This is a genomic window from Streptomyces hoynatensis, from assembly GCF_003626535.1.
GTDB lineage: Bacteria > Actinomycetota > Actinomycetes > Streptomycetales > Streptomycetaceae > Streptomyces > Streptomyces hoynatensis.
In genome coordinates this window covers 206,927-226,593 of the sequence record NZ_RBAL01000007.1, presented here as the reverse complement: position 1 = coordinate 226,593, position 19,667 = coordinate 206,927, and the positions used below count along the sequence as shown (strand labels likewise).

The window sequence follows — 19,667 nt, the reverse complement described above, 5'->3', positions numbered from 1 at the left end:
ATGTCGCTCCTGTTCGCGTTCGGCCACATTTACTCCGTATGGCCGTATCTGCCCCTTCCTGGTGCGCCCGAATCCGCTGGGACCGTCTTTTTTGGTCGTTTTAACGTTTTTGGTGTTTTTTAGATATTTGCGGACCTTGATGACCCGGTGATGGCCCGTACATGGTCCGCAACGTTCTGCTGCGTGTCGTTGTGCTTGTTTCCGTCACGCCTGTTGGCGTTCGCCGGTATTTCTGGCGTTCATTGAGGATCACTGACGATCGGTGACGTTCGCTGACTGTGCTGACGCTTCTTCCCTGTCGTTCGGGTCCCTGAGGTCCCCGTGGGCGCCGCTGGCGTGCGGCGGGTTCCTGTCTCGCGGATCGGACGGCCCGGGCCATTGTGCTGGCCGTCCGTTACAGTCTCGGACAGTGCAGGTGTCCTCCGCATATCGGGGTCCCCTGCCGACAACCGCATACCGCTCATCCAGAGGGGCAGAGGGAACGGCCCGTTGAAGCCCCGGCAACCCTTCCGCCGGCACTCGCGCCACGCGAGGCTCCCGGTGGGGAAGGTGCCAATTCCGGCCCGCGGCGAAAGCCGCCGTGGGGAAGATGAGGAGAAGGCCTCGCACCCATGTCTGTGCTGACCGCATCCGAGCAGTCACCCGCCGCCGTCGATCTCGGTCCCGCCGCCGCGCTGTCCTGTCGCGAGTGCGGAGAGCGCTTCCCGCTCGGCCCCGTCTTCGCATGTGCGTCCTGTTTCGGCCCGCTCGAAGTCGCCTACGACCTGCCCTCGGGCGACCCCGAGGGCCTGCGCCGCGCCATCGAGGCGGGGCCGAAGAACATCTGGCGCTACGCCCCGCTGCTCCCCGTGCCCGCCGACGTGGCGGACAAGCCCAACATCAACCCCGGCTTCACGCCGCTGGTGCGCGCCGACCGGCTCGCCGCCGAACTCGGCATCACCGGCGAGCTGTACGTGAAGGACGACTCGGGCAACCCGACGCACTCCTTCAAGGACCGCGTGGTGGCCCAGGCCGTGGAGGCCGCCCGCGCCTTCGGCTTCACCACCCTCTCCTGCTCCTCCACCGGCAACCTGGCGGGCGCCGTCGGCGCCGCCGCGGCCAGGGCCGGGCTGCGCTCCTGCACCTTCATCCCGCACGACCTGGAGCAGGGCAAGGTCGTGATGGCCGCGATCTACGGCGGCGACGTGGTGGCCATCGAGGGCACCTACGACGACGTCAACCGGTTCTGCAGCGAGCTCATCGGCGACCCGCTCGGCGAGGGCTGGGGCTTCGTGAACGTGAACCTGAGGCCCTACTACGCGGAGGGCTCCAAGACCCTCGCCTTCGAGATCTGCGAACAGCTCGGCTGGCGCCTGCCCGACCAGCTCGTCATCCCCGTCGCCTCCGGCTCCCAGCTCACCAAGATCGACAAGGGGCTCCGGGAGCTGATCGCGCTCGGCCTGGTCGAGGACCGGCCCTACCGCATCTTCGGCGCCCAGGCCGAGGGCTGCGCGCCGGTCTCACGCGCCTTCAAGGAGGGGCACGAGGTGGTCAGGCCGGTGCGCCCCGACACCATCGCCAAGTCCCTCGCGATAGGGAACCCGGCCGACGGGCCCTACGTGCTCGACATCGCCCGGCGCACCGGCGGCGCGGTGGAGGACGTCACGGACGAGGAGATCGTGGCCGCCATCCACCTGCTGGCCAGGACCGAGGGCATCTTCACCGAGACGGCCGGTGGGGTGACCCTGGGCGTGGCGCGCAAGCTGATCGGGGCGGGCGCCCTCGACCCCTCGCTGACCACGGTCGTCGTGAACACGGGAGACGGCCTGAAGACCCTGGACGCGGTGGCGAAGACCGCAGGTCCCACCGCGACCATCCGTCCCCACCTGGACTCCTTCCGAGAGGCTGGCCTGGCATGAGCGTCACCGTCCGTATTCCGACCATTCTGCGCCCGTACACCGGGGGGCAGGCCGAGGTCACCGCCGAGGGGGCCACCCTCGCCGAGGTGCTCGCCGACCTCGACCGAAACCACCAGGGCATCGCCGGCCGGGTGCTCGACGACGAGGGCAGACTGCGCCGATTCGTGAACGTCTACGTGAACGACGACGACGTCCGCTTCGCCGACGGGCTCGGCACGCCGACGCCGGACGGCGCGGGCGTCTCGATCATCCCGGCGGTGGCCGGCGGCTGAGCCGTGCCGCGGGAGGGCGCCCGCGCCCTCCCGCCGCCGCGCGCGCCGGCGCGCTCCGGGCGCTCCCCGCCGCGCCGGCACCCCCGCGGCCGCGCCCGCCGCGACCCCGCGCACGGCGTTCGCGACCGCCCCCGGGGACCGCGGTCCGCGGGGCGGTTGCGGCCCGGTGGGACGCTAGAGTTGGGCTTGGTTCCCGGCGGCTGCCGCCACTCGCATATGAATTCGCGACACATCGCGCAAATCTTGTGCCGAAAATCGCTGTACCAATTGTCTGGTTGGCACTTTTGGGTACCCGCGAATCATTCAACTATCGTGTGTTATGCGGTATTTGCCCGTTCTGGCGTGGCAAGAATTCCCTCCCGAATGACCTGTTGCACTGGGCGTCCGTCCAGATACATTCAGCGGCGGTCGACGCGTTCCGGCGCACACCCCCAACCGCCCGGGGGTGGAGTCTGAGAGGTCTGACCCGGGTCCGCGAAGCGCGGTCTCGTGAAAGGGCCGGCAAAATGGGGAGTTAGGAATGGCTCAGGGCACCGTCAAGTGGTTCAACGCGGAGAAGGGCTACGGCTTCATCGCGGTAGACGGTGGTGCGGACGTGTTCGTCCACTACAGCGCGATTCAGATGGACGGCTACCGCACTCTGGAAGAGGGACAGCGGGTCGAGTTCGAGATCTCGCAGGGACAGAAGGGTCCCCAGGCCGACATGGTGCGGGTGACCGCCTGAACCGCCGACCGAACCGCGGCTTGGCACAGGGCCCGCTCCGGCAGCACGCCGGGGCGGGCCCTGGCGCGTCCGGGGGCGCGGGGGGTTTGCACTCGCCTGGGGAGAGTGCTAATCATGAGTGTTAGCACTCTCCGGGCGAGAGTGACAGCAAGGACCGGTTCGGTGAGGTCCACAGGCCAGGCGGGGCTGGGAACCGCAGGGCCGGTGGGCCGTCCGTCGCGGGCGCCAGCGCGGTCCGGAGCAATCCAACCGCCCCCAGACCCGTTCCGGGGGTGCCCCCAATCCGGGAGGACCACTTCACATGGCCAAGATCATCGCGTTCAACGAGGAGGCGCGGCGCGGCCTTGAGCGCGGGATGAACCAGCTCGCCGACGCCGTCAAGGTCACGCTCGGCCCCAAGGGCCGCAACGTCGTGCTGGAGAAGAAGTGGGGCGCCCCCACGATCACCAACGACGGTGTGTCGATCGCCAAGGAGATCGAGCTCGAGGACTCCTACGAGAAGATCGGCGCCGAGCTGGTCAAGGAGGTCGCCAAGAAGACCGACGACGTGGCCGGTGACGGCACCACCACCGCGACCGTGCTCGCCCAGGCGCTGGTCCGCGAGGGCCTGCGCAACGTCGCGGCCGGCGCCAACCCGATGGCGCTGAAGCGCGGCATCGAGGCGGCCGTCGAGAAGGTCTCCGAGGCCCTCCTCGGCCAGGCCAAGGAGGTGGAGACCAAGGAGCAGATCGCCTCCACCGCCTCCATCTCGGCCGGCGACTCGCAGATCGGCGAGCTGATCGCCGAGGCGATGGACAAGGTCGGCAAGGAAGGCGTCATCACCGTCGAGGAGTCGCAGACCTTCGGGCTGGAGCTGGAGCTCACCGAGGGCATGCGCTTCGACAAGGGCTACATCTCCGCCTACTTCGCCACCGACATGGAGCGGATGGAGGCCGAGCTCGAGGACCCGTACATCCTCATCGTCAACTCCAAGGTCAGCAGCGTGAAGGACCTCCTGCCGCTGCTGGAGAAGGTCATGCAGTCCGGCAAGCCGCTGCTGATCATCGCCGAGGACGTCGAGGGCGAGGCCCTGTCCACGCTGGTCGTCAACAAGATCCGCGGCACCTTCAAGTCCGTCGCGGTCAAGGCCCCCGGCTTCGGCGACCGCCGCAAGGCCATGCTCGGCGACATCGCGATCCTCACCGGCGGCCAGGTCATCTCCGAGGAGGTCGGCCTCAAGCTGGAGAACGCCACGCTCGACCTGCTCGGCCGGGCCCGCAAGGTCGTCATCACCAAGGACGAGACCACGATCGTGGACGGCGCCGGCGACAGCGACGCGGTCCAGGGCCGGGTCAACCAGATCCGCGCCGAGATCGAGAGCTCGGACTCGGACTACGACCGGGAGAAGCTGCAGGAGCGGCTCGCGAAGCTGGCCGGCGGCGTGGCCGTCATCAAGGCCGGCGCGGCGACCGAGGTCGAGCTGAAGGAGCGCAAGCACCGCATCGAGGACGCCGTTCGCAACGCGAAGGCAGCCGTCGAGGAGGGCATCGTCGCCGGCGGTGGCGTCGCCCTGCTGCAGACCACCTCGGTCTTCGACAAGCTGGACCTGGAGGGCGACGAGGCCACCGGTGCCGCCGCCGTCCGCCTGGCGCTGGAGGCCCCGCTGAAGCAGATCGCGGTCAACGCCGGCCTTGAGGGCGGCGTCGTGGTCGAGAAGGTGCGCGGCCTGACCCCGGGCCACGGCCTGAACGCCGCCACGGGCGAGTACGTCGACCTGCTGGCCGAGGGCATCATCGACCCGGCCAAGGTCACGCGTTCCGCGCTGCAGAACGCGGCGTCCATCGCGGCGCTGTTCCTGACCACCGAGGCCGTCATCGCCGACAAGCCGGAGAAGGCCGCCGCCGCGGCCGGCGCCGGTGACGGCGGCATGGGCGGTGGCATGGACTTCTGAGTCCGGCCGGCCCCAGGGCCACTCGGGCGGCACCCCGGCGCGGGGTGCCGCCCTTCGCCGTTCGCGGGTTCCCCGGGCGCGGGGCCGTGTGGCGGCGCGCGCGCCGGGTACCCGGGCGCGGACCGGGCTCCGGCCGGTTCGCGAGCGCCATGTGCCCCTTGCGTGTGCGGGTGGCCGACGCCCGGTCCCCGGGCCGGTGCGGGGCCTGACCGCGGCCTGGCAGCGGGCCGGGGAGCAGCCGCGAGAAGCCGAGGAGGAGCCGATGCACCCACTCGCCAAGGGCCTGCTGGCGGGAGCCGCGGGCACCGCCGCCCTGAACGTCACCACCTACGGCGACATGCTGGTGCGCGGGCGCCCGTCAAGCGACCTGCCCGCGCAGGTCGCCGACAAGGCCGCGCGGGCGGTCGGCGTCTCGCCCGGGGACTCGGCGGGCGCCGCCCACCGCGAGCAGGCGGCAGGCGCGCTGCTCGGCTACGTCACGGGCCTCGGCGTGGGTGCGCTGTACGGGCTGGCCAGGGGGCGGCGTGGCGGCCCCTCCGCCTGGCTGGCCGCGCCCCTGCTCGGCCTGGCGGCGATGGCCGGCAGCGACGGGCCGGCGACCGCGTTCGGCGTGACCGACCCGCGCACGTGGAGCGCGGGCTCCTGGATCTCCGACCTCGCGCCGCACCTGGCGTACGGCGCCGCGACCGCCGCGGTCTACGAGGCCGCCCGCTGAAGCCGCCGCCGGGAGCAGCCCCCGGCCGCCGCCCCGGGGCGCGGCCCGGCCGCGCGCCGGGGCTCAGCAGTGCGCCGGGGCTCAGCCGTGTGCCGCGGCCAGGGCCGCCCGCAGGTGGCCGCCCGACTCGGTGAGCAGCCGGCCCGCGGTGGGGGCGTCGACGTTCCCCAGGATGGTGAGGATCGCGTTCTTCACCTCGCCGCCGGTCTCGGTCAGGGCGGCCTCGATCACCTCGTCCGGGGCGCCGGTGGCCAGGTGCACGATGCGCCGGGAACGGGCCCGCAGCTTCTCGTTGGAGGCCCTGACGTCCACCATCAGGTTCCCGTAGGTCTTGCCCAGCTTGATCATCGTGATGGTCGAGATCATGTTGAGCACCAGCTTCTGCGCGGTGCCCGCCTTCAGCCGGGTGGAGCCGGCGATCAGCTCGGGCCCGACGACCACCTCGATGCCGTGCTCGGCGGCGGCGGCCAGCGGGGAGTCGGCGTTGCAGGACACGCCGATGGTCAGGGCGCCCAGCGCGCGGGCGTATTCGACGGCGCCCACCGCATAGGGCGTGCGCCCCGAGGCGGAGACGCCCAGCACCACGTCACCGGCCGTGAGGCCCTGCGCGTCCAGGTCCGCCTTGGCCAGCAGGGCGCTGTCCTCGGCCCCCTCCACGGCCGTCACGAAGGCCCCGGGCCCGCCCGCGATGAGCCCCACCACCTGGCCGGGGTCGGTGTTGAAGGTGGGCGGGCACTCGCTGGCGTCCAGCACGCCGAGGCGCCCGGCCGTGCCCGCGCCCAGGTAGAACAGCCGCCCGCCGCGGGACATGCGCGCGGCCGCCGCGTCGATGGCGGCGGCGATCCGCGGCAGTTCCGCGCCCACGGCGGCGGGCACGAGGGCGTCCTCTGCGTTCATGGCGCGTGCGATGTCGAGCGTGGAACGCCGGTCGATTTCGGCCAGTTCCGGGCGGTACGCCTCTGTGGTCAGCGCGTCGAAGTCGGTGGACATACGGGAGCGGCTCTCTCCGGTCGGGGGCCCGCCCCCGCCGGTGCCGGGGCCGGCGAGACGTCGTCCGCGGGCCCCGGGAATGGCGGGGGAGACATCGGGCGGTCGGGCGGGAAAAACGGGGGCGGCGCGCGGGTCGCGCGCTCAGCGCAGGCGCGGCGAGTGCCGGTGGGCGAGCGCCTCGTAGCTGGCGTGCAGCGCGGGGGCGGCCGACTCGTAGGTGCGCTGGGCGACGCCGATGAACAGGCAGTCGATGACGAGCAGCTGACTGGTCCTGCTCGACATCGCGGCGGGCCGCAGCTCGCTCTCCCTGGCGGTCGAGGTGGTCAGCACGTGGTCGGCGTACTGGGTCACCTCCCCGTCGGGACGCCCGGTGATCGCCACGGTGGTCGCGCCGTGGTCGAACGCGGCCTGAAGTGGCTCGATCACGTCCACCGTACGGCCGGAGTGGGTGATCGCCACGGCGACGTCGCCGGTGCGCAGCTGGACCGCGTTCGTGACGGCCAGGTGCGGGTCGGAGTGCGCGTGGGCGACCAGGCCGATCCGCAGCAGCTTCTGCGCCAGGTCCTGCGCGACGAGGGAGGAGGCGCCGATGCCGTACACGTCGATGCGCCGGGCCGAGGCCAGCGCGCTGACCGTCGCCTCCAGCTGGGCGAGGTCGAGGGCGCCCGCGGTGTCGGTGAGGGTCTGGCGCTCGTCCTGCGCCAGCTTGCTCACCACCTCGCTGAGCGGGTCGTCCACGGAGATGTCGGCGGTGACGGCGGGCGCCGCACCCGAGGCCTGCTGGGCGGCGAGCCCGGCCAGCGCGAGCCGCAGGTCCCGGTACCCGGGGTAGCCGAGCAGCCGGGCGGTGCGGACGACGGTGGCCTCGCTGGTGCCGGTGCGCTCGGCGAGGCCGGTGACGGTGAGGGCGGCGCAGCCCGCCGGGTCGGCGGCGACCGTCTCGGCCACCCGCTGCATGGAACGCGTCATGGAGGGGGCCATGGTCCGCACCTTCGCGGCGAGCGCCCCCGGCTCCGGCGGCGCCGGCCGGGGCGCGACGGCGACGGGACGTGGTCGGAGGGGCCGCCGGACGAAATTTTCCTTCATCGCATTCCTCACAGGCGAAACGTATTTTCGATCACGTGCTCCGTCAACCCCCCTCTACCCGTGTGCGGACTGGGTCAATGCGGGTAGACGACGCGAGTAGACGAGACGGGCGGACGGGGCGGGCGGGAACCGGCGGGTGGACGGCCCCCGAGGGACGCCGGTGGACGGGCGGGGAGGCGGTACGGGGGCCTCGCGGGTGCGGGCGGTGGGGAGGCGCCCTGTGGGTTTCCGGCGAGCTGCCGGAACGCGGGGTGCTCTGGTGCAATGGTCTGTATGGAGCAGGCACCTTCGGAAGAGGCCATCCACCGGGGCCGCGCCCTGGTCCTGGCCGACCTGACCGCGGACGGGCTGGCGGGTCCCGCGGAGGTCTCGTTGCTGGAGCAGGCGGTCTCCCATCGCCGCTGGTGGTCGGAGCAGTGGCCGGCGGGCGCCTGCTTCGTCCCCGGCCTGCTGGCGCAGGACATGCAGGACGCCCTGCTCGGGCACCACGGGCGCTGGCCGCTGTGCCCGCTGTGCGCCGGCGCGCAACCGCACGCCCTGGATGTGGAGCCGGAACTCGGCGAGGACCCGCAGTGGGTGTGCGGGCGCTCGGGCGCCGCGGTCGCCCCGCTGGGCTCGCTGGCGAGGGCCCGCCGGTGACCGTGTACATCGACCCGCCGACCTGGCCCGGGCGCGGCCGCATGTGGTCGCACCTGATCAGCGACGAATCCCTCGCCGAGCTGCACGCCTTCGCGGCGCGGCTGGGCACGCCGCGGCGCGCCTTCGAACGCGACCACTACGACCTGCCCGCGGAACGCTATGCCGACGCGGTGGCCGCGGGCGCGGTGGAGGCCGACAGCCGGGAACTGGTACGGCGGCTGCACGCGGCGGGACTGCGGCGGCGCAAGCGCCGGCGGGGCGCGGCCTGATCGCCCACGGCCGCGGTCTGATCGCCCACGGGCGCGGTCTGATCGTCCACGGGCGTGGCCTATCGTCCACGGGCGCGGTCTGATCGCCCACGGGCGCCGCGGGCAGGTCCATCCGCCTCCGCCACCTGCCCGGACTCCCGGGGCCTGCCCGCGCTCCCGGGGCCTGCCCGGATACCGGGGCCTGAGCCGACTCCCGGGGCCTGCCCGGATACCGGGGACCTGCCGGAACACCCCGGCGGGAGGCGGGACTAGCCTTGCCGGAGTGAACGAACGCGCCCCCTCCGCACTGGAACGAGTCGACCTCGGCGAGATCCCGTACCCGGAGGCGACGGCGCGCATGGGGGAGTGGGTGGAGCAGCGCCGGGCCGGGCTGATACCCGACCGGCTGGTCTTCCTCGGCCACCCCCCGGTCATCACCTACGGCGCGCGCACCCCGGCGCACGAGCTGCCCGCTGACCCCACCGTCCCGCTGGTGCCCGTGGACCGCGGCGGCCAGGCCACGTACCACGGCCCGGGGCAGCTCGTCGGCTACCTCGTGCTGAACCTGCGCGAGACGCGGCGCTTCCGGCCGGGCGACCTGGTCCGCTGGGTGGAGAACGGCCTGATCGAGGCCCTCGGCTCGCTCGGCTACCCCGCCGTGCGGCGCGACACCCCACGCAAGGAGCAGAGCCTCGTCGGCGTGTGGACCCCGGAACACCGCAAGCTGGCCTCGATCGGCATGCGGGTCCGCGGCAGCATCACCAGCCACGGCTTCGCGCTGAACATCGCGCCCGACCTCGCGGCGTTCGGGACCTTCACGCCCTGCGGCCTCCCCGAGGTCCCCATGACCTCCCTGGCCGAACTCGCCGCCTCCCGCGGCCTTTCCACCCCCACCGACGCGGAGGTCCGCGACGCCGTGGCCAAGGCACTGGGCGCGGCCTGAGCCGCCGGCAGACCGCTCCGCTCACGCCCGCGCCTGCCGCCGTTGCGCCAGCAATCCTTCGACGAGCACGTCCACGTCCGTCCACGGGTTGGCCTGGTGCCCGAGACGGCCGGGTGCCGCGGCGGCGCGCAGCGCTCCGGCCCGCTCGACGGCGGCCGAATGGGGCCCGACCACCACCTGGACAGGAAGGCCCCGAAGGTCGCTTCTCAAGCCGCGGAAGTACTGGTCCTCGGTGCGCTCACCCTCGCAGTAGACGAGGACCCTGCGCAGCTCCGGCCGCTTTGGGCCGCCCCGCTTCAACGGCTTGCCCCGCCCCACTGACTCCTCCACTCGCGATGTCGTCGGCCATCCGCCGCAACAGTTCGTCGTCGAGGAACGGCAGCGCGCCGTACCGCCCCGACAGGTAGCGTTTCTCCAGATTGTCCTTTGCGTCCGGGGAGTCCCGGACGTGGAAGTCGGTGATCGGGAAGAGCCGTGTGCCCAGCGTGTCCGGGTCCTTTTCCGTGAACCAGACCTGGTCGCGGAAGAGCTGGGTGCGTGCGTTGTTGCCGAGCAACGAGGCCTCGTGCGTGGTGAAGAGCAGCTGTGCGCCCTTCCTGTTGACGTCGGGCGACTGGAACATGCCCACCAGGGCATCGGCGAGGTACGGGTGCAGCCGGGCGTCCAGTTCGTCGACGACGAGGGCGCCGCCCGATCCCAGGGCGAGGAGCACAGGACCGAGCATTCCGATCCAGGTGCGGGTGCCGCTGGACTCCTCGTCGAGTTCCAGGGTGAAGGTGCCGCCCTCGGTGCGATGCCGGACCCGTACGTCATGCTCGGGGGCGTCGAGGCGGAAGGGCACCCCCGCGTCGTTCAGGGCCGCCTGGATGCGCTTGGTCTCGTCGAGCAGCCTCTCGTCCGGCTCGTGGAATTCCAGCCTCGTCACGCCCAGGTCGGAGAAGCGCAGCAGGTTGACCAGGGCGTCCCGGCTGCGTTCGTCCCCGCTGCGCAGCAGGCCCACCGTGTAGGTGAGGCGGGCCCGGTAGTCCTGGTCGCTGGCGGTGCGCAGGTCGTCGCGGAACCAGCGGTGGAGGCGCCCGAGGAGCTCGTGGTTCTGCGCCGCCGCGACCGACAGGTAGAGCGAGTTGGAGCGCAGCAGTTCCGAGATGGTCTTGCGCCGACCGGCCAGGGACCGCCCGAACGTGAGCGAGTCAGGCCCCGGTCCGGTCCGCGTGTACAGCTTGCGCCGTTTGCCCTCGGGAAAGCACGCGAGCCACTCCTCGCGGATGCCCGCGTCGTCCACGGTGAAGCCGAACTCGTACCTGACGCCGTCGACGGCGAAGTCCAGTTCGTACGTGCTGGGGTGGGCGCCCGGGTCCTGGCGCAGCCGGAACGGCCTGCGCGGTACACCGCCTGCGGGGTCCCAGTGGCGGAAGGAGTCGAGGACCGCGCGGCGCATCCAGGCCAGGGCGGACACGACGTTGGACTTGCCGGAGGCATTCGCCCCGTACACGGCCGCGACCGGCACCGCCGCCAGCCGGGTGCCGGGTACCGGCCGCTGTGCCCGCTGAGGCCGGTCGTCTCCGGCGACGAACGTGATCTCCTGCTCGTCCCGGATGGAGGCGTGATTGGCGACCTGGAAACGCAACAGCACGGCGACCTCCCTCACGGTGCGGCCATTGATCTCGCCTCATGGCTTATTTCGTCGTCTCACGACAATAACGGCCCCGTAACCGCACGTGCCAGTGCATCAGCCGATCGTGCGGGCGATTGAGGGCGGGGCTCGCACGACGACGGCTGCGCAGGGCGGCGGCGGAGGCGGCCCGGCGGCGGGCCGGGAGCGAGCCGGGGCGGGCCGGCGTCAAGTGCCACACTGGAGGCTTGGCCGCGATCCGACGCCGCGATGCCGCAACCCGGAGGAGGGTACATGGAGGCGACTGGGCCGCTCATCGTGCAGAGCGACAAGACGCTGCTGCTTGAAGTCGACCACGAGCGGGCGGAGGACTGCCGCCGGGCCATCGCGCCGTTCGCGGAGCTGGAGCGCGCGCCGGAGCACATCCACACCTACCGGGTGACGCCGCTCGGCCTGTGGAACGCGCGGGCCGCCGGGCACGACGCCGAGCAGGTGGTGGACGCGCTGGTGACCTACTCGCGCTATCCGGTCCCGCAGGCGCTGCTCGTGGACGTGGCCGAGACGATGGCCCGCTACGGGCGGCTGAGCCTGGTCAAGCACCCCGCGCACGGCCTCGTGCTCCAGACGACCGACCGGCCGGTGCTGGAGGAGGTGCTGCGCAGCAAGCGGATCAAGCCGCTGGTGGGCGCGCGCGTCGACGAGGACACCGTTCTGGTGCACCCCTCGGAGCGCGGGCAGATCAAGCAGGCGCTACTGCGTCTCGGCTGGCCGGCCGAGGACCTGGCCGGGTACGTGGACGGCGAGGCGCACCCCATCGAGCTGCGCGAGGACGGCTGGCAGCTGCGCCCTTACCAGCGGCAGGCCGTGGACGGCTTCTGGCACGGGGGCTCCGGCGTCGTGGTGCTGCCCTGCGGGGCGGGCAAGACGCTGGTGGGCGCCGGGGCCATGGCCACCGCCAAGGCCACCACGCTGATCCTGGTGACCAACACCGTCTCCGCCCGGCAGTGGAAGGCGGAGCTGGTGCGCAGGACCTCGCTGACCGAGGACGAGATCGGCGAGTACAGCGGGGCCCGCAAGGAGATCCGCCCGGTCACCATCGCCACGTACCAGGTGCTGACCACCAAGCGGAAGGGCGTCTACCCGCACCTGGAGCTGTTCGACTCCCGCGACTGGGGCCTGATCGTCTACGACGAGGTGCACCTGCTGCCGGCGCCGGTCTTCAAGTTCACCGCCGACCTCCAGGCCCGCCGCCGCCTGGGCCTGACCGCGACCCTGGTCCGCGAGGACGGCCGGGAGTCGGACGTGTTCTCGCTGATCGGGCCCAAGCGCTTCGACGCGCCGTGGAAGGAGATCGAGGCGCAGGGGTACATCGCGCCCGCCGACTGCGTCGAGGTCAGGGTGGACCTCACCGAGTCGGAGCGGCTGGCGTACGCCATGGCCGAGCCGGAGGAGCGCTACCGCTTCTGCGCCACGACGGACTCCAAGCGCCGCGTCACCGAGGCGCTGGTCCGCCGGCACGCCGGGCAGCAGACGCTGGTGATCGGGCAGTACATCGACCAGCTCGACGAGCTCGGCGAGCAGCTGGGCGCGCCGGTGATCAAGGGCGAGACGTCGAACGCGCAGCGCGAGAAGCTGTTCAACGCCTTCCGGGCCGGGGAACTGGGCGTGCTCGTGGTGTCGAAGGTGGCGAACTTCTCGGTGGACCTGCCGGAGGCGACCGTCGCCATCCAGGTCTCGGGGACCTTCGGCTCCCGGCAGGAGGAGGCCCAGCGCCTCGGCCGGGTGCTGCGGCCCAAGGCGGACGGGCACGAGGCCCGGTTCTACTCGGTGGTGGCCAGGGACACGGTGGACCAGGACTTCGCCGCGCACCGGCAGCGCTTCCTGGCGGAGCAGGGCTACGCCTACCGGATCGTCGACGCGGGGGACCTGCTCGCCGCCGGGGAGCCGGGAGAGGCCGCGGGCGAGGAGCGGTACGGGGTCTGAGCCGGGGAGCCCCGGGCGGTCCGGGACCGGAACGGGACCTGCAAGGGACCCGTCCGCGCTCAGGCGCCGCGGCGCCGGACGAGCCCCGGCTCGTCGACCCGGCCGAGCAGGACTATCTCGAACGCGGCGCCCGCCATCACGCGGACGGCGCGCAGGGCGCCGCCGAGGGCGCTGGCACCCGGCCGCGCGCCGCCCTGGGTGGCGCTCGCGGGCCGGCCGGTGGAGGAGAGGGCGGTGGGGGGAAGCGTTGCGGTACTCATGGCTTCAAGACTGCCGTCGGGACCCGCGCGCGTCATCGCCCCGAGGAGGGACACGGCTCCCTGACCTTGGTCCCCTGCGCGGGGGATGACCCCCTAGGTGAACGGGGGACACGACCCTGAGACCCGGCGCACGCCCCGGGACGGCAGGGACGGACGGGGCGGCAGGGACGGACGGGACGGACGCGGCGGAGTGGCGCCCGCCCGGCCGCGGGCGGACGGGCGGCCGCCGCTCAGCGGCCGTAGTGGTACCGGCAGGCGGCGATGCGGATCTCGTCCGCGGCGACCTTGTAGACCAGCCGGTGCTCCTCGGTGACCCGGCGCGACCAGTAGCCCTGGAAACCGTGCTTCAGCGGCTCCGGCTTGCCCAGTCCCTCGTTGCCGTTCCGGCAGACGTCCCGCAGCAGCGCGTTGATGCGCCTGAGCACCTTGCGGTCCTCCGTCTGCCACCAGACGTAGTCCGCCCAGGCGCTCTCGTCCCAGACCAGCTTCACGCGGCGCTCACTCGGCGAGGTCGCGCACCGTGCCCGCGCCGTGCTCGAGCCGGTCGATCGAGGCGAGCAGGCGGCGGGCGTTCTCCGGGCTGCGCAGCAGGTAGGCGGTCTCCTTCAGCGACTCGTAGTCGTCGAGCGCGACCATCACCACGGGCTCGTGACCTGCCCGGGTGATCACCACCTCCTCGCGGTCGTCGACGACCGCGTTGAGCGTCTCGGCGTAGTGGGCCCTCGACTCCGAGTAGGACATCGTCCGCATGGCCGCCTCCCTTGTCGTCCTCGTCCTGCCGGTGCGGCCGTGACGTACGGAAAACTGTACGTGGCGCCCGCGGGGGCGGCAAGCGGCCGGGGGGCCGGGGAAATCGGTTTGCGCCCGGGGGCCGGTCCGCCTAGGCTCCCCTGCCTTGCCTCCTCCGGGTCGGCACGCAAACCGCCGCGTGCCTCGCCGGCCAGGAGCCGGCCGGTCGGCAACCGGCCGGCATCGCCCCTTCCCGCAACCGCTGCCGCAGTGTGTCCCGCACTGCCCGCGCGCCCGTCGACCGGAGGCATCGCCGTGTCCGCCGCACGCCCCACCCAGGAACCACTCGAAGCAGAACGCGCGCACCTGGCCGCCTCGCGCGCCGCCCTGCGCGCCATGCGCGCCGACGCCGAGCAGCTCGACATCGCCGACGTCACCGCGAACTGGGTGAACGCCGAGGTGCTGCGCGGCGACATCGAGCTGCGGATCAAGGCGCTCGCCGATCTCGCGGACACCCCGCTGTTCTTCGGCCGCCTCGACTACCTGCACAGCCTCGACGAGGAGGGCGAGAGCGGCCACCGCTTCTACATCGGCCGCCGCCACGTGCACGACGCCGACGGCGACCCGATGGTGATCGACTGGCGGGCGCCGGTCTCCCAGCCGTTCTACCGGGCCACCAAGCAGGACCCGCAGGACGTCGGGCTGCGGCGCCGCTTCGGATACGACGGCGGCGAGCTGACCGCGTACGAGGACGAGCACCTCTCCGACCCGGCCGAGGCCGAGCGCTCCAGCGCCCTGCTGCAGCGGGAGATCGAACGGCCGCGCGTCGGGCCGATGCGGGACATCGTCGCCACCATCCAGCCCGAGCAGGACGAGATCGTGCGCGCGCCCCTGGCCGGCTCGCTGTGCGTGCAGGGCGCGCCGGGCACCGGGAAGACCGCGGTCGGCCTGCACCGCGTGGCGTACCTGCTGTACGCCTACCGGGAGCGGCTGGCCCGCAGCGGCACCCTGGTGATCGGGCCGAACCGGTCCTTCCTGCGCTACATCGAGCAGGTCCTGCCGGCGCTGGGCGAGCTTGAGGTGCGGCAGACCACGGTGGACGAGCTGGTGACCGCGGGGCTGCGGGACGTCCAGGTCCGCGGCGCGGACAGCCCGGCGGCGGCGCTGGTCAAGGGCGATGCGCGGATGGCGGAGGTGCTGCGGCGGGCGATCCGCTCCCACGTGCGGGTGCCCGACGAGGGGGGCGAGTCGCTCGTGGTGGTCCGCGGCTCGCGGCGCTGGCGCGTTCCCGCGTACGAACTGGCGCAGCTCGTCCGGGAGTTGCTGGCCCGGGACATGCGGTACGGGGCGGCGCGCGAGGCGCTGCCGCAGCGGATCGCGCACGCGGTGCTGGTGCGGATGGAGCGGGCGGGCGAGGCGCCGGACGACCGGGTGCAGAACGCGGTGGCCCGCAACGCCGCGGTCAAGGCCGCCGTGAAGGAGATCTGGCCGCAGGTCGACCCGGTGAAGCTCGTGCTCAGGCTGCTGTCCGACGCGGACTTCCTGGCCGGGCAGGCGGCCGGCCTGCTCGGCGAGGAGGAGCAGAAGGCGATCCTGTGGGACCGCCCGGCCCGCGGCGTGAAGTCGGCGGTGTGGTCGCCGGCCGACGCGGTGCTGATCGACGAGGCGCGCGATCTGGTGGAGCGCACCGGCTCCCTCGGGCACGTGGTGCTCGACGAGGCGCAGGACCTCTCGCCGATGCAGTACCGGGCGGTGGGCCGCCGGTGCAGCACGGGCTCGGTGACCATACTCGGCGACATCGCCCAGGGCACCACCCCCTGGGCGACGCCGAGCTGGGCCGTGGCGCTCGGGCACCTGGGAAAGCCGGAGGCCGTCGTGGAGGAGCTGACGCAGGGCTTCCGCGTGCCGCGCACGGTGATCGCGTACGCCTCGCGGCTGCTGCCCGCCATCGCCCCCGGCCTCGCGGAGGCCACCTCGATCCGGGACTCGCCCGGCGCGTTCGAGGTGCGGCGGGCGGCGCCGGGTGCGCGGGCCGAGGCGGCCGTGGCGGCCTGCCGGGAGGCCCTCGCCCACGAGGGCTCGACGGGGCTGATCGCGGCGGACGCGGACCTGCCCGCGCTCGGCGAGGCCCTGACCGCGGCGGGGCTGGCGCACCTGGCCCCAGGCGAGGAGACCAGCGCCGGGGCCCGGCTGACCCTGGTGCCGGCCTCGCTGGCGAAGGGCCTGGAGTACGACTACGTGGTGCTGGTGGAGCCCGCCGCGGTGGTCGCGGGCGAGCCGGACCGGCGCACCGGGCTGCGGCGGCTCTACGTGGCGCTCACCCGTGCGGTGTCCGGGCTGACGGTCGTGCACGCCGAGGACCTGCCGGCCGAGCTGACCGGGTGCGCGCCGCGGGCCGGGGAGCGGCCCGCGGGCTGAGGCGGCGGGAACGTTCCCGCCCCCGGCCCGGCGGTTCGCCGCGGGCGGCCCCGGGCCGGCGGCCCCGCGGGCGGCGCCTCCGGCTGCGCGGCGCGCCTCCGGCTGTGCGGCGGCGCCTCCCGCTCAGCGGCTCCCGCGGCGGCCGTGCAGGGTGAGGGCCAGCCAGCAGGCCCAGCCGAGGGGCTGGAGCAGCCAGTAGCTCACGATCCGGTACAGCAGCGTGGCGGCGATCGCCTCGTCGGAGTGGATGCCGTAGAAGACGAGCAGCGCGGCCAGGCTGGTCTCGGTGACGCCGAGGCCGCCTGGCGTGATCCTGGTGCTTGCCGGGATCTGGCCGAGCCCCGACACCAGCAGCAGGCCCCGCCAGGGAACGGCGATGTCGAGGGCCCACAGGCAGGCCGCGAGGCTGGCGGCGTCCAGCAGCCAGTTCAGCTGCGCCAGCAGGTAGGGCCACAGCCAGGGCTTGATGCCCGGTTCCACGCTGCGGGCCTGGTGCACCACCCGGGCCAGGGCCGCGCTCGCCCGCCCGATCCGCCGGTGCCGATCCCGCAGCCGCCGCCAGCGGCGCACCACCCCGCGCCTGACCCGGGTGGAGCGGAAGATCAGCAGGGTGACCAGGAGGGTGGCGGCCAGCCCGACGAGCACGCGGCGCAGCGGCTGGCCAGGGCCGCCCGCCCCGGCGAGCAGCGCCCCGACGGCCAGCTCCACCACGAGGGTGACCGCCGAGAGCGCGCCCGACACCACGAGGACGGCCGCGACCAGCGCCTGCTCCCCGCCGCGGCGCCGCAGCTCCCGGTACATCCAGGCCGCGGAGAAGGCGGCGCCGCCCGGCAGCGCCCCGGCCACCGCGTTCGAGGCGAGGTTCAGGGAATTGATGGTGCCGCGGCCGACCCGCAGGCCGCCGGCGAGCAGCAGCCAGCGCTGCACGGCGGCCAGGCACAGCAGCGACCATGCCTCGCAGAGCAGCGCGACGGCGAGCTTGGGCCAGTGCACCCTGGCCAGCTGGTGGAAGGCGTCGAACAGCTCGTCCCGTCTGCTCAGCCCGATCAGCACCGCCCCGCCGACCAGCAGGACCGCGAGCAGCCAGGCCCACCGGCCGGGTCGCCCCGGGGTGCGGCTCTCGGCGGCGGGCGGGCCGGAGTCCCTCACTGCTCGGTGCTGACCGCCCCGGCGGCCCCGCCGCCGTTCTGCTCCAGGATCTCCCGCACCATCGAGCCGTCCACGGTCTCGCGGGCCACGAGCAGTTCGGCCAGCCGGTCCAGGGCCTGCCTGTGGTCCTGGAGCAGTCCCACGGCGCGCCGCTCCGCCTGCTGGATGAGGCGGGTGACCTCCTCGTCGACGACCCGCTGGGTCTGCTCCGAGTACGGCCGGCGCAGCTGCTCCTCCACGGACTCGCCCCCGCCGCCGAGGAACTGCTGGGCCCCCGAGGAGTAGCCCACCGGGCCCAGCTCGGTGGAGAGGCCGAACTCGCGGACCATGCGGGTGGCGATCTGGGTGGCGCCCGCCAGGTCGTCGGCCGCCCCGGTCGAGCCCTCCCCGAAGACGACGAGCTCCGCGGCCCGGCCGCCGAGCCGCACGGCGAGCAGGTCGTTGAGGTAGCTCTCGCTGAACAGGTGCCGTTCGGCCTCGGGCAGCTGCTCGGTGATGCCCAGGGCGGGACCCGAGGGGAGGATCGTCACCTTGGCCACCGGGTCGGCGTGCTCGCTGAGCGCCGCGACCAGCGCGTGGCCGGACTCGTGGACGGCGACGGAGCGGCGTTCCTCGGGCAGCAGGGCGTTGGAGGACTCCCGGCGGCCGAGGAGGACGCGGTCGCGGGCGGTGTCCAGGTCCCGCGGCTCGATGGTGGAGCGGTCGGCGCGCACGGCGTTGATGGCGGCCTCGTTGACCAGGTTCGCCAGGTCGGCGCCGGAGAAGCCGGGGGTGGCCCTGGCCACCGCCTCCCAGTTCACCTCGGGGGAGATGTTCTTGCCGCGGGCGTGGACGGCGAGGATCGCGGCCCGCTCGTTCGCGTTGGGCAGCGGCACCGTCACCCGGCGGTCGAAGCGGCCGGGGCGCAGCAGTGCCGGGTCCAGGGCGTCGGGCCTGTTGGTGGCCGCGAGCACCACGATGCCGCTGCGCGGGTCGAAGCCGTCCATCTCGGCGAGCAGCTGGTTGAGGGTCTGCTCGCGCTCGTCGTTGCCGCCGACCCTGGGGCCGGAACGGCGGCTGCCGACCGCGTCGATCTCGTCGATGAAGATGATCGAGGGCGCCCGCTTGGCCGCCTCCTCGAACAGGTCGCGGACCCGGGAGGCGCCGACGCCGACGAACATCTCGACGAAGGCAGAGCCGGTCACGGAGAGGAAGGGAACGTGGGCCTCGCCCGCCACGGCCCTGGCGAGCAGCGTCTTGCCGGCGCCAGGCGGGCCGATCATGATGACGCCGCGCGGGCCCTTGGCGCCGGCGGCGGCGTACCTGTCGGGCCGCTTGAGGAAGTCGACGATCTCGCTGACCTCCTGCTTGACGCCCTCGTACCCGGCGACGTCGCTGAACCTGGTGGTCGGCCGCTCGGCCTCGATGATCTTGGCGCGGGACCTGCCGATGCCGCTGATGCCGCCGCCGAGGGTGCGGGAGGCCTGGCGTCCGGCCCAGGCGAAGAAGCCGAGGAGCAGCAGCAGGGGGAGGAAGAGGAGGATGAGGCTGACCACGATGTTGCTGCCGGAGGTGCCCGTCCTGGTGCCGGTCACCTTGACGTCGTGGGCCCTGAGGCGGCCGGCGAGCGCGTCGGTGTCCAGGGCGCTGGGAATCTGGGTGGTGAAGTCGTCGCCGTCCTTCATGGTGCCGTGCAGGAAGCCGTCGTCGTTGATGCTCACCGACTTCACCCGGTCGCCCTCCACGCGGTCGACGAAGGTGCTGTAGGCCAGCGAGCCGCCGCCGTTGCCCGGCGAGGCGGCCCACCACAGGACCAGCCCGACGAGGACGACGAGCAGCAGCGGCCACATCCAGCGCCGCCACAGCGACTGCTGGTCGGGCGGCGTCGGACCCTTGGGCCGGCCGGAAGGGCCGGGCCTGGCCGACTTGCTGAGGTGCGGATACGGCAGACGGATGCGTGCGATCACCGGGCGCTCCAGGTGGCTCATGCCCGTTTTGACCGTATCAGCGGCCGGTGTCGCTTTCTCCCGGAGAGCCCGCCGGGGAGGGCCGAACCGGTGACGCCCCGGGTGCGAACGCAAGGGGCCGCGAA

At 73.1% G+C, this 19,667-nt stretch carries 19 protein-coding genes and 1 riboswitch; of the genes, 10 read left to right on the top strand and 9 right to left on the bottom strand.

Going from position 1 to position 19,667, the window contains the following annotated elements; genetic code table 11:
- The first annotated feature begins 457 nt into the window (after positions 1-457).
- A riboswitch (SAM riboswitch) is annotated at positions 458-596 on the top strand.
- A gap of 15 nt (positions 597-611) precedes the next feature.
- The 5 genes from thrC to D7294_RS14870 all read left to right on the top strand — a co-directional run bounded on the left by thrC (position 612) and on the right by D7294_RS14870 (position 5,539).
- Positions 612-1,898: a threonine synthase gene (thrC, locus tag D7294_RS14895; protein WP_120679705.1), complete on the top strand. Its 1,287-nt coding sequence runs from the start codon at positions 612-614 to the stop codon at positions 1,896-1,898.
- Positions 1,895-2,170 carry a MoaD/ThiS family protein gene (locus tag D7294_RS14890; RefSeq protein WP_120679703.1) on the top strand — a complete coding sequence of 92 codons (276 nt, stop codon included), beginning with the start codon at positions 1,895-1,897 and terminating at the stop codon, positions 2,168-2,170. The genes thrC and D7294_RS14890 overlap by 4 nt, the downstream gene beginning before the upstream one ends.
- Positions 2,171-2,690: 520 nt before the next feature.
- The gene (locus D7294_RS14885; protein ID WP_004986573.1) at positions 2,691-2,894 is read left to right on the top strand and encodes a cold-shock protein; all 204 of its coding nucleotides are present in this window, start codon (positions 2,691-2,693) and stop codon (positions 2,892-2,894) included.
- A 301-nt stretch (positions 2,895-3,195) separates the two neighbouring features.
- Positions 3,196-4,824 (top strand): chaperonin GroEL, encoded by a 1,629-nt coding sequence (gene groL, locus D7294_RS14875; RefSeq protein ID WP_120679699.1) that lies wholly within the window; start codon positions 3,196-3,198, stop codon positions 4,822-4,824.
- Between the two features lie 262 nt (positions 4,825-5,086).
- Positions 5,087-5,539: a hypothetical protein gene (locus D7294_RS14870; RefSeq protein WP_120679697.1), complete on the top strand. Its 453-nt coding sequence runs from the start codon at positions 5,087-5,089 to the stop codon at positions 5,537-5,539.
- Positions 5,540-5,620: 81 nt separating this feature from the next.
- On the opposite strand, the gene murQ is transcribed toward D7294_RS14870, so the two are convergent.
- Complete coding sequence (gene murQ / locus D7294_RS14865) at positions 5,621-6,529, bottom strand: N-acetylmuramic acid 6-phosphate etherase (RefSeq protein ID WP_120679695.1); 909 nt, start codon at positions 6,527-6,529, stop codon at positions 5,621-5,623.
- A gap of 141 nt (positions 6,530-6,670) precedes the next feature.
- Positions 6,671-7,615: a MurR/RpiR family transcriptional regulator gene (locus D7294_RS14860; protein WP_241562388.1), complete on the bottom strand. Its 945-nt coding sequence runs from the start codon at positions 7,613-7,615 to the stop codon at positions 6,671-6,673.
- Between the two features lie 273 nt (positions 7,616-7,888).
- Between D7294_RS14860 and D7294_RS14855 the strand changes: the two genes are divergently transcribed.
- The 3 genes from D7294_RS14855 (at position 7,889) to lipB (ending at position 9,445) form a co-directional block, all read left to right on the top strand.
- On the top strand, positions 7,889-8,254 hold the full coding sequence (locus tag D7294_RS14855; protein ID WP_120679693.1) for a hypothetical protein: 366 nt from the start codon (positions 7,889-7,891) through the stop codon (positions 8,252-8,254).
- Positions 8,251-8,523: a DUF4031 domain-containing protein gene (locus D7294_RS14850; RefSeq protein ID WP_120679691.1), complete on the top strand. Its 273-nt coding sequence runs from the start codon at positions 8,251-8,253 to the stop codon at positions 8,521-8,523. Before D7294_RS14855 ends, D7294_RS14850 begins: the two co-directional genes overlap by 4 nt.
- 262 nt (positions 8,524-8,785) lie before the next feature.
- Entirely contained in the window at positions 8,786-9,445 is a 660-nt protein-coding gene (gene lipB / locus D7294_RS14845) for a lipoyl(octanoyl) transferase LipB (RefSeq protein ID WP_241562372.1), read from the top strand.
- A gap of 21 nt (positions 9,446-9,466) precedes the next feature.
- On the opposite strand, the gene D7294_RS33180 is transcribed toward lipB, so the two are convergent.
- A complete protein-coding gene (locus D7294_RS33180; RefSeq protein WP_241562371.1) occupies positions 9,467-9,619 on the bottom strand; it encodes a hypothetical protein in 153 nt (50 codons plus the stop codon).
- 64 nt (positions 9,620-9,683) lie between these two features.
- Positions 9,684-11,078: an AAA family ATPase gene (locus D7294_RS14835; RefSeq protein ID WP_120679987.1), complete on the bottom strand. Its 1,395-nt coding sequence runs from the start codon at positions 11,076-11,078 to the stop codon at positions 9,684-9,686.
- A 273-nt stretch (positions 11,079-11,351) separates the two neighbouring features.
- Between D7294_RS14835 and D7294_RS14830 the strand changes: the two genes are divergently transcribed.
- The gene (locus D7294_RS14830; protein ID WP_120679687.1) at positions 11,352-13,040 is read left to right on the top strand and encodes a DNA repair helicase XPB; all 1,689 of its coding nucleotides are present in this window, start codon (positions 11,352-11,354) and stop codon (positions 13,038-13,040) included.
- A 59-nt stretch (positions 13,041-13,099) separates the two neighbouring features.
- Here D7294_RS14830 and D7294_RS14825 read toward each other — a convergent pair whose 3' ends face one another.
- The 3 genes from D7294_RS14825 to D7294_RS14815 form a co-directional block, all read right to left on the bottom strand.
- Positions 13,100-13,300 (bottom strand): hypothetical protein, encoded by a 201-nt coding sequence (locus tag D7294_RS14825; RefSeq protein ID WP_120679985.1) that lies wholly within the window; start codon positions 13,298-13,300, stop codon positions 13,100-13,102.
- A gap of 230 nt (positions 13,301-13,530) precedes the next feature.
- Positions 13,531-13,791, bottom strand: a complete 261-nt coding sequence (locus tag D7294_RS14820; RefSeq protein ID WP_120679685.1) for a Txe/YoeB family addiction module toxin — start codon at positions 13,789-13,791, stop codon at positions 13,531-13,533.
- Between the two features lie 7 nt (positions 13,792-13,798).
- The gene (locus tag D7294_RS14815) at positions 13,799-14,050 is read right to left on the bottom strand and encodes a type II toxin-antitoxin system Phd/YefM family antitoxin (RefSeq protein ID WP_120679683.1); all 252 of its coding nucleotides are present in this window, start codon (positions 14,048-14,050) and stop codon (positions 13,799-13,801) included.
- Between the two features lie 288 nt (positions 14,051-14,338).
- Between D7294_RS14815 and D7294_RS14810 the strand changes: the two genes are divergently transcribed.
- A complete protein-coding gene (locus D7294_RS14810; RefSeq protein ID WP_422070707.1) occupies positions 14,339-16,447 on the top strand; it encodes a HelD family protein in 2,109 nt (702 codons plus the stop codon).
- 123 nt (positions 16,448-16,570) lie between these two features.
- Here D7294_RS14810 and D7294_RS14805 read toward each other — a convergent pair whose 3' ends face one another.
- Both D7294_RS14805 and ftsH read right to left on the bottom strand, forming a co-directional pair.
- Positions 16,571-17,596, bottom strand: coding sequence for a lysylphosphatidylglycerol synthase transmembrane domain-containing protein (locus D7294_RS14805; protein ID WP_241562369.1), 1,026 nt, complete (start codon positions 17,594-17,596; stop codon positions 16,571-16,573).
- Entirely contained in the window at positions 17,593-19,563 is a 1,971-nt protein-coding gene (gene ftsH / locus D7294_RS14800) for an ATP-dependent zinc metalloprotease FtsH (protein ID WP_120679681.1), read from the bottom strand. The genes D7294_RS14805 and ftsH overlap by 4 nt, the downstream gene beginning before the upstream one ends.
- Between the last annotated feature and the right edge of the window lie 104 nt (positions 19,564-19,667).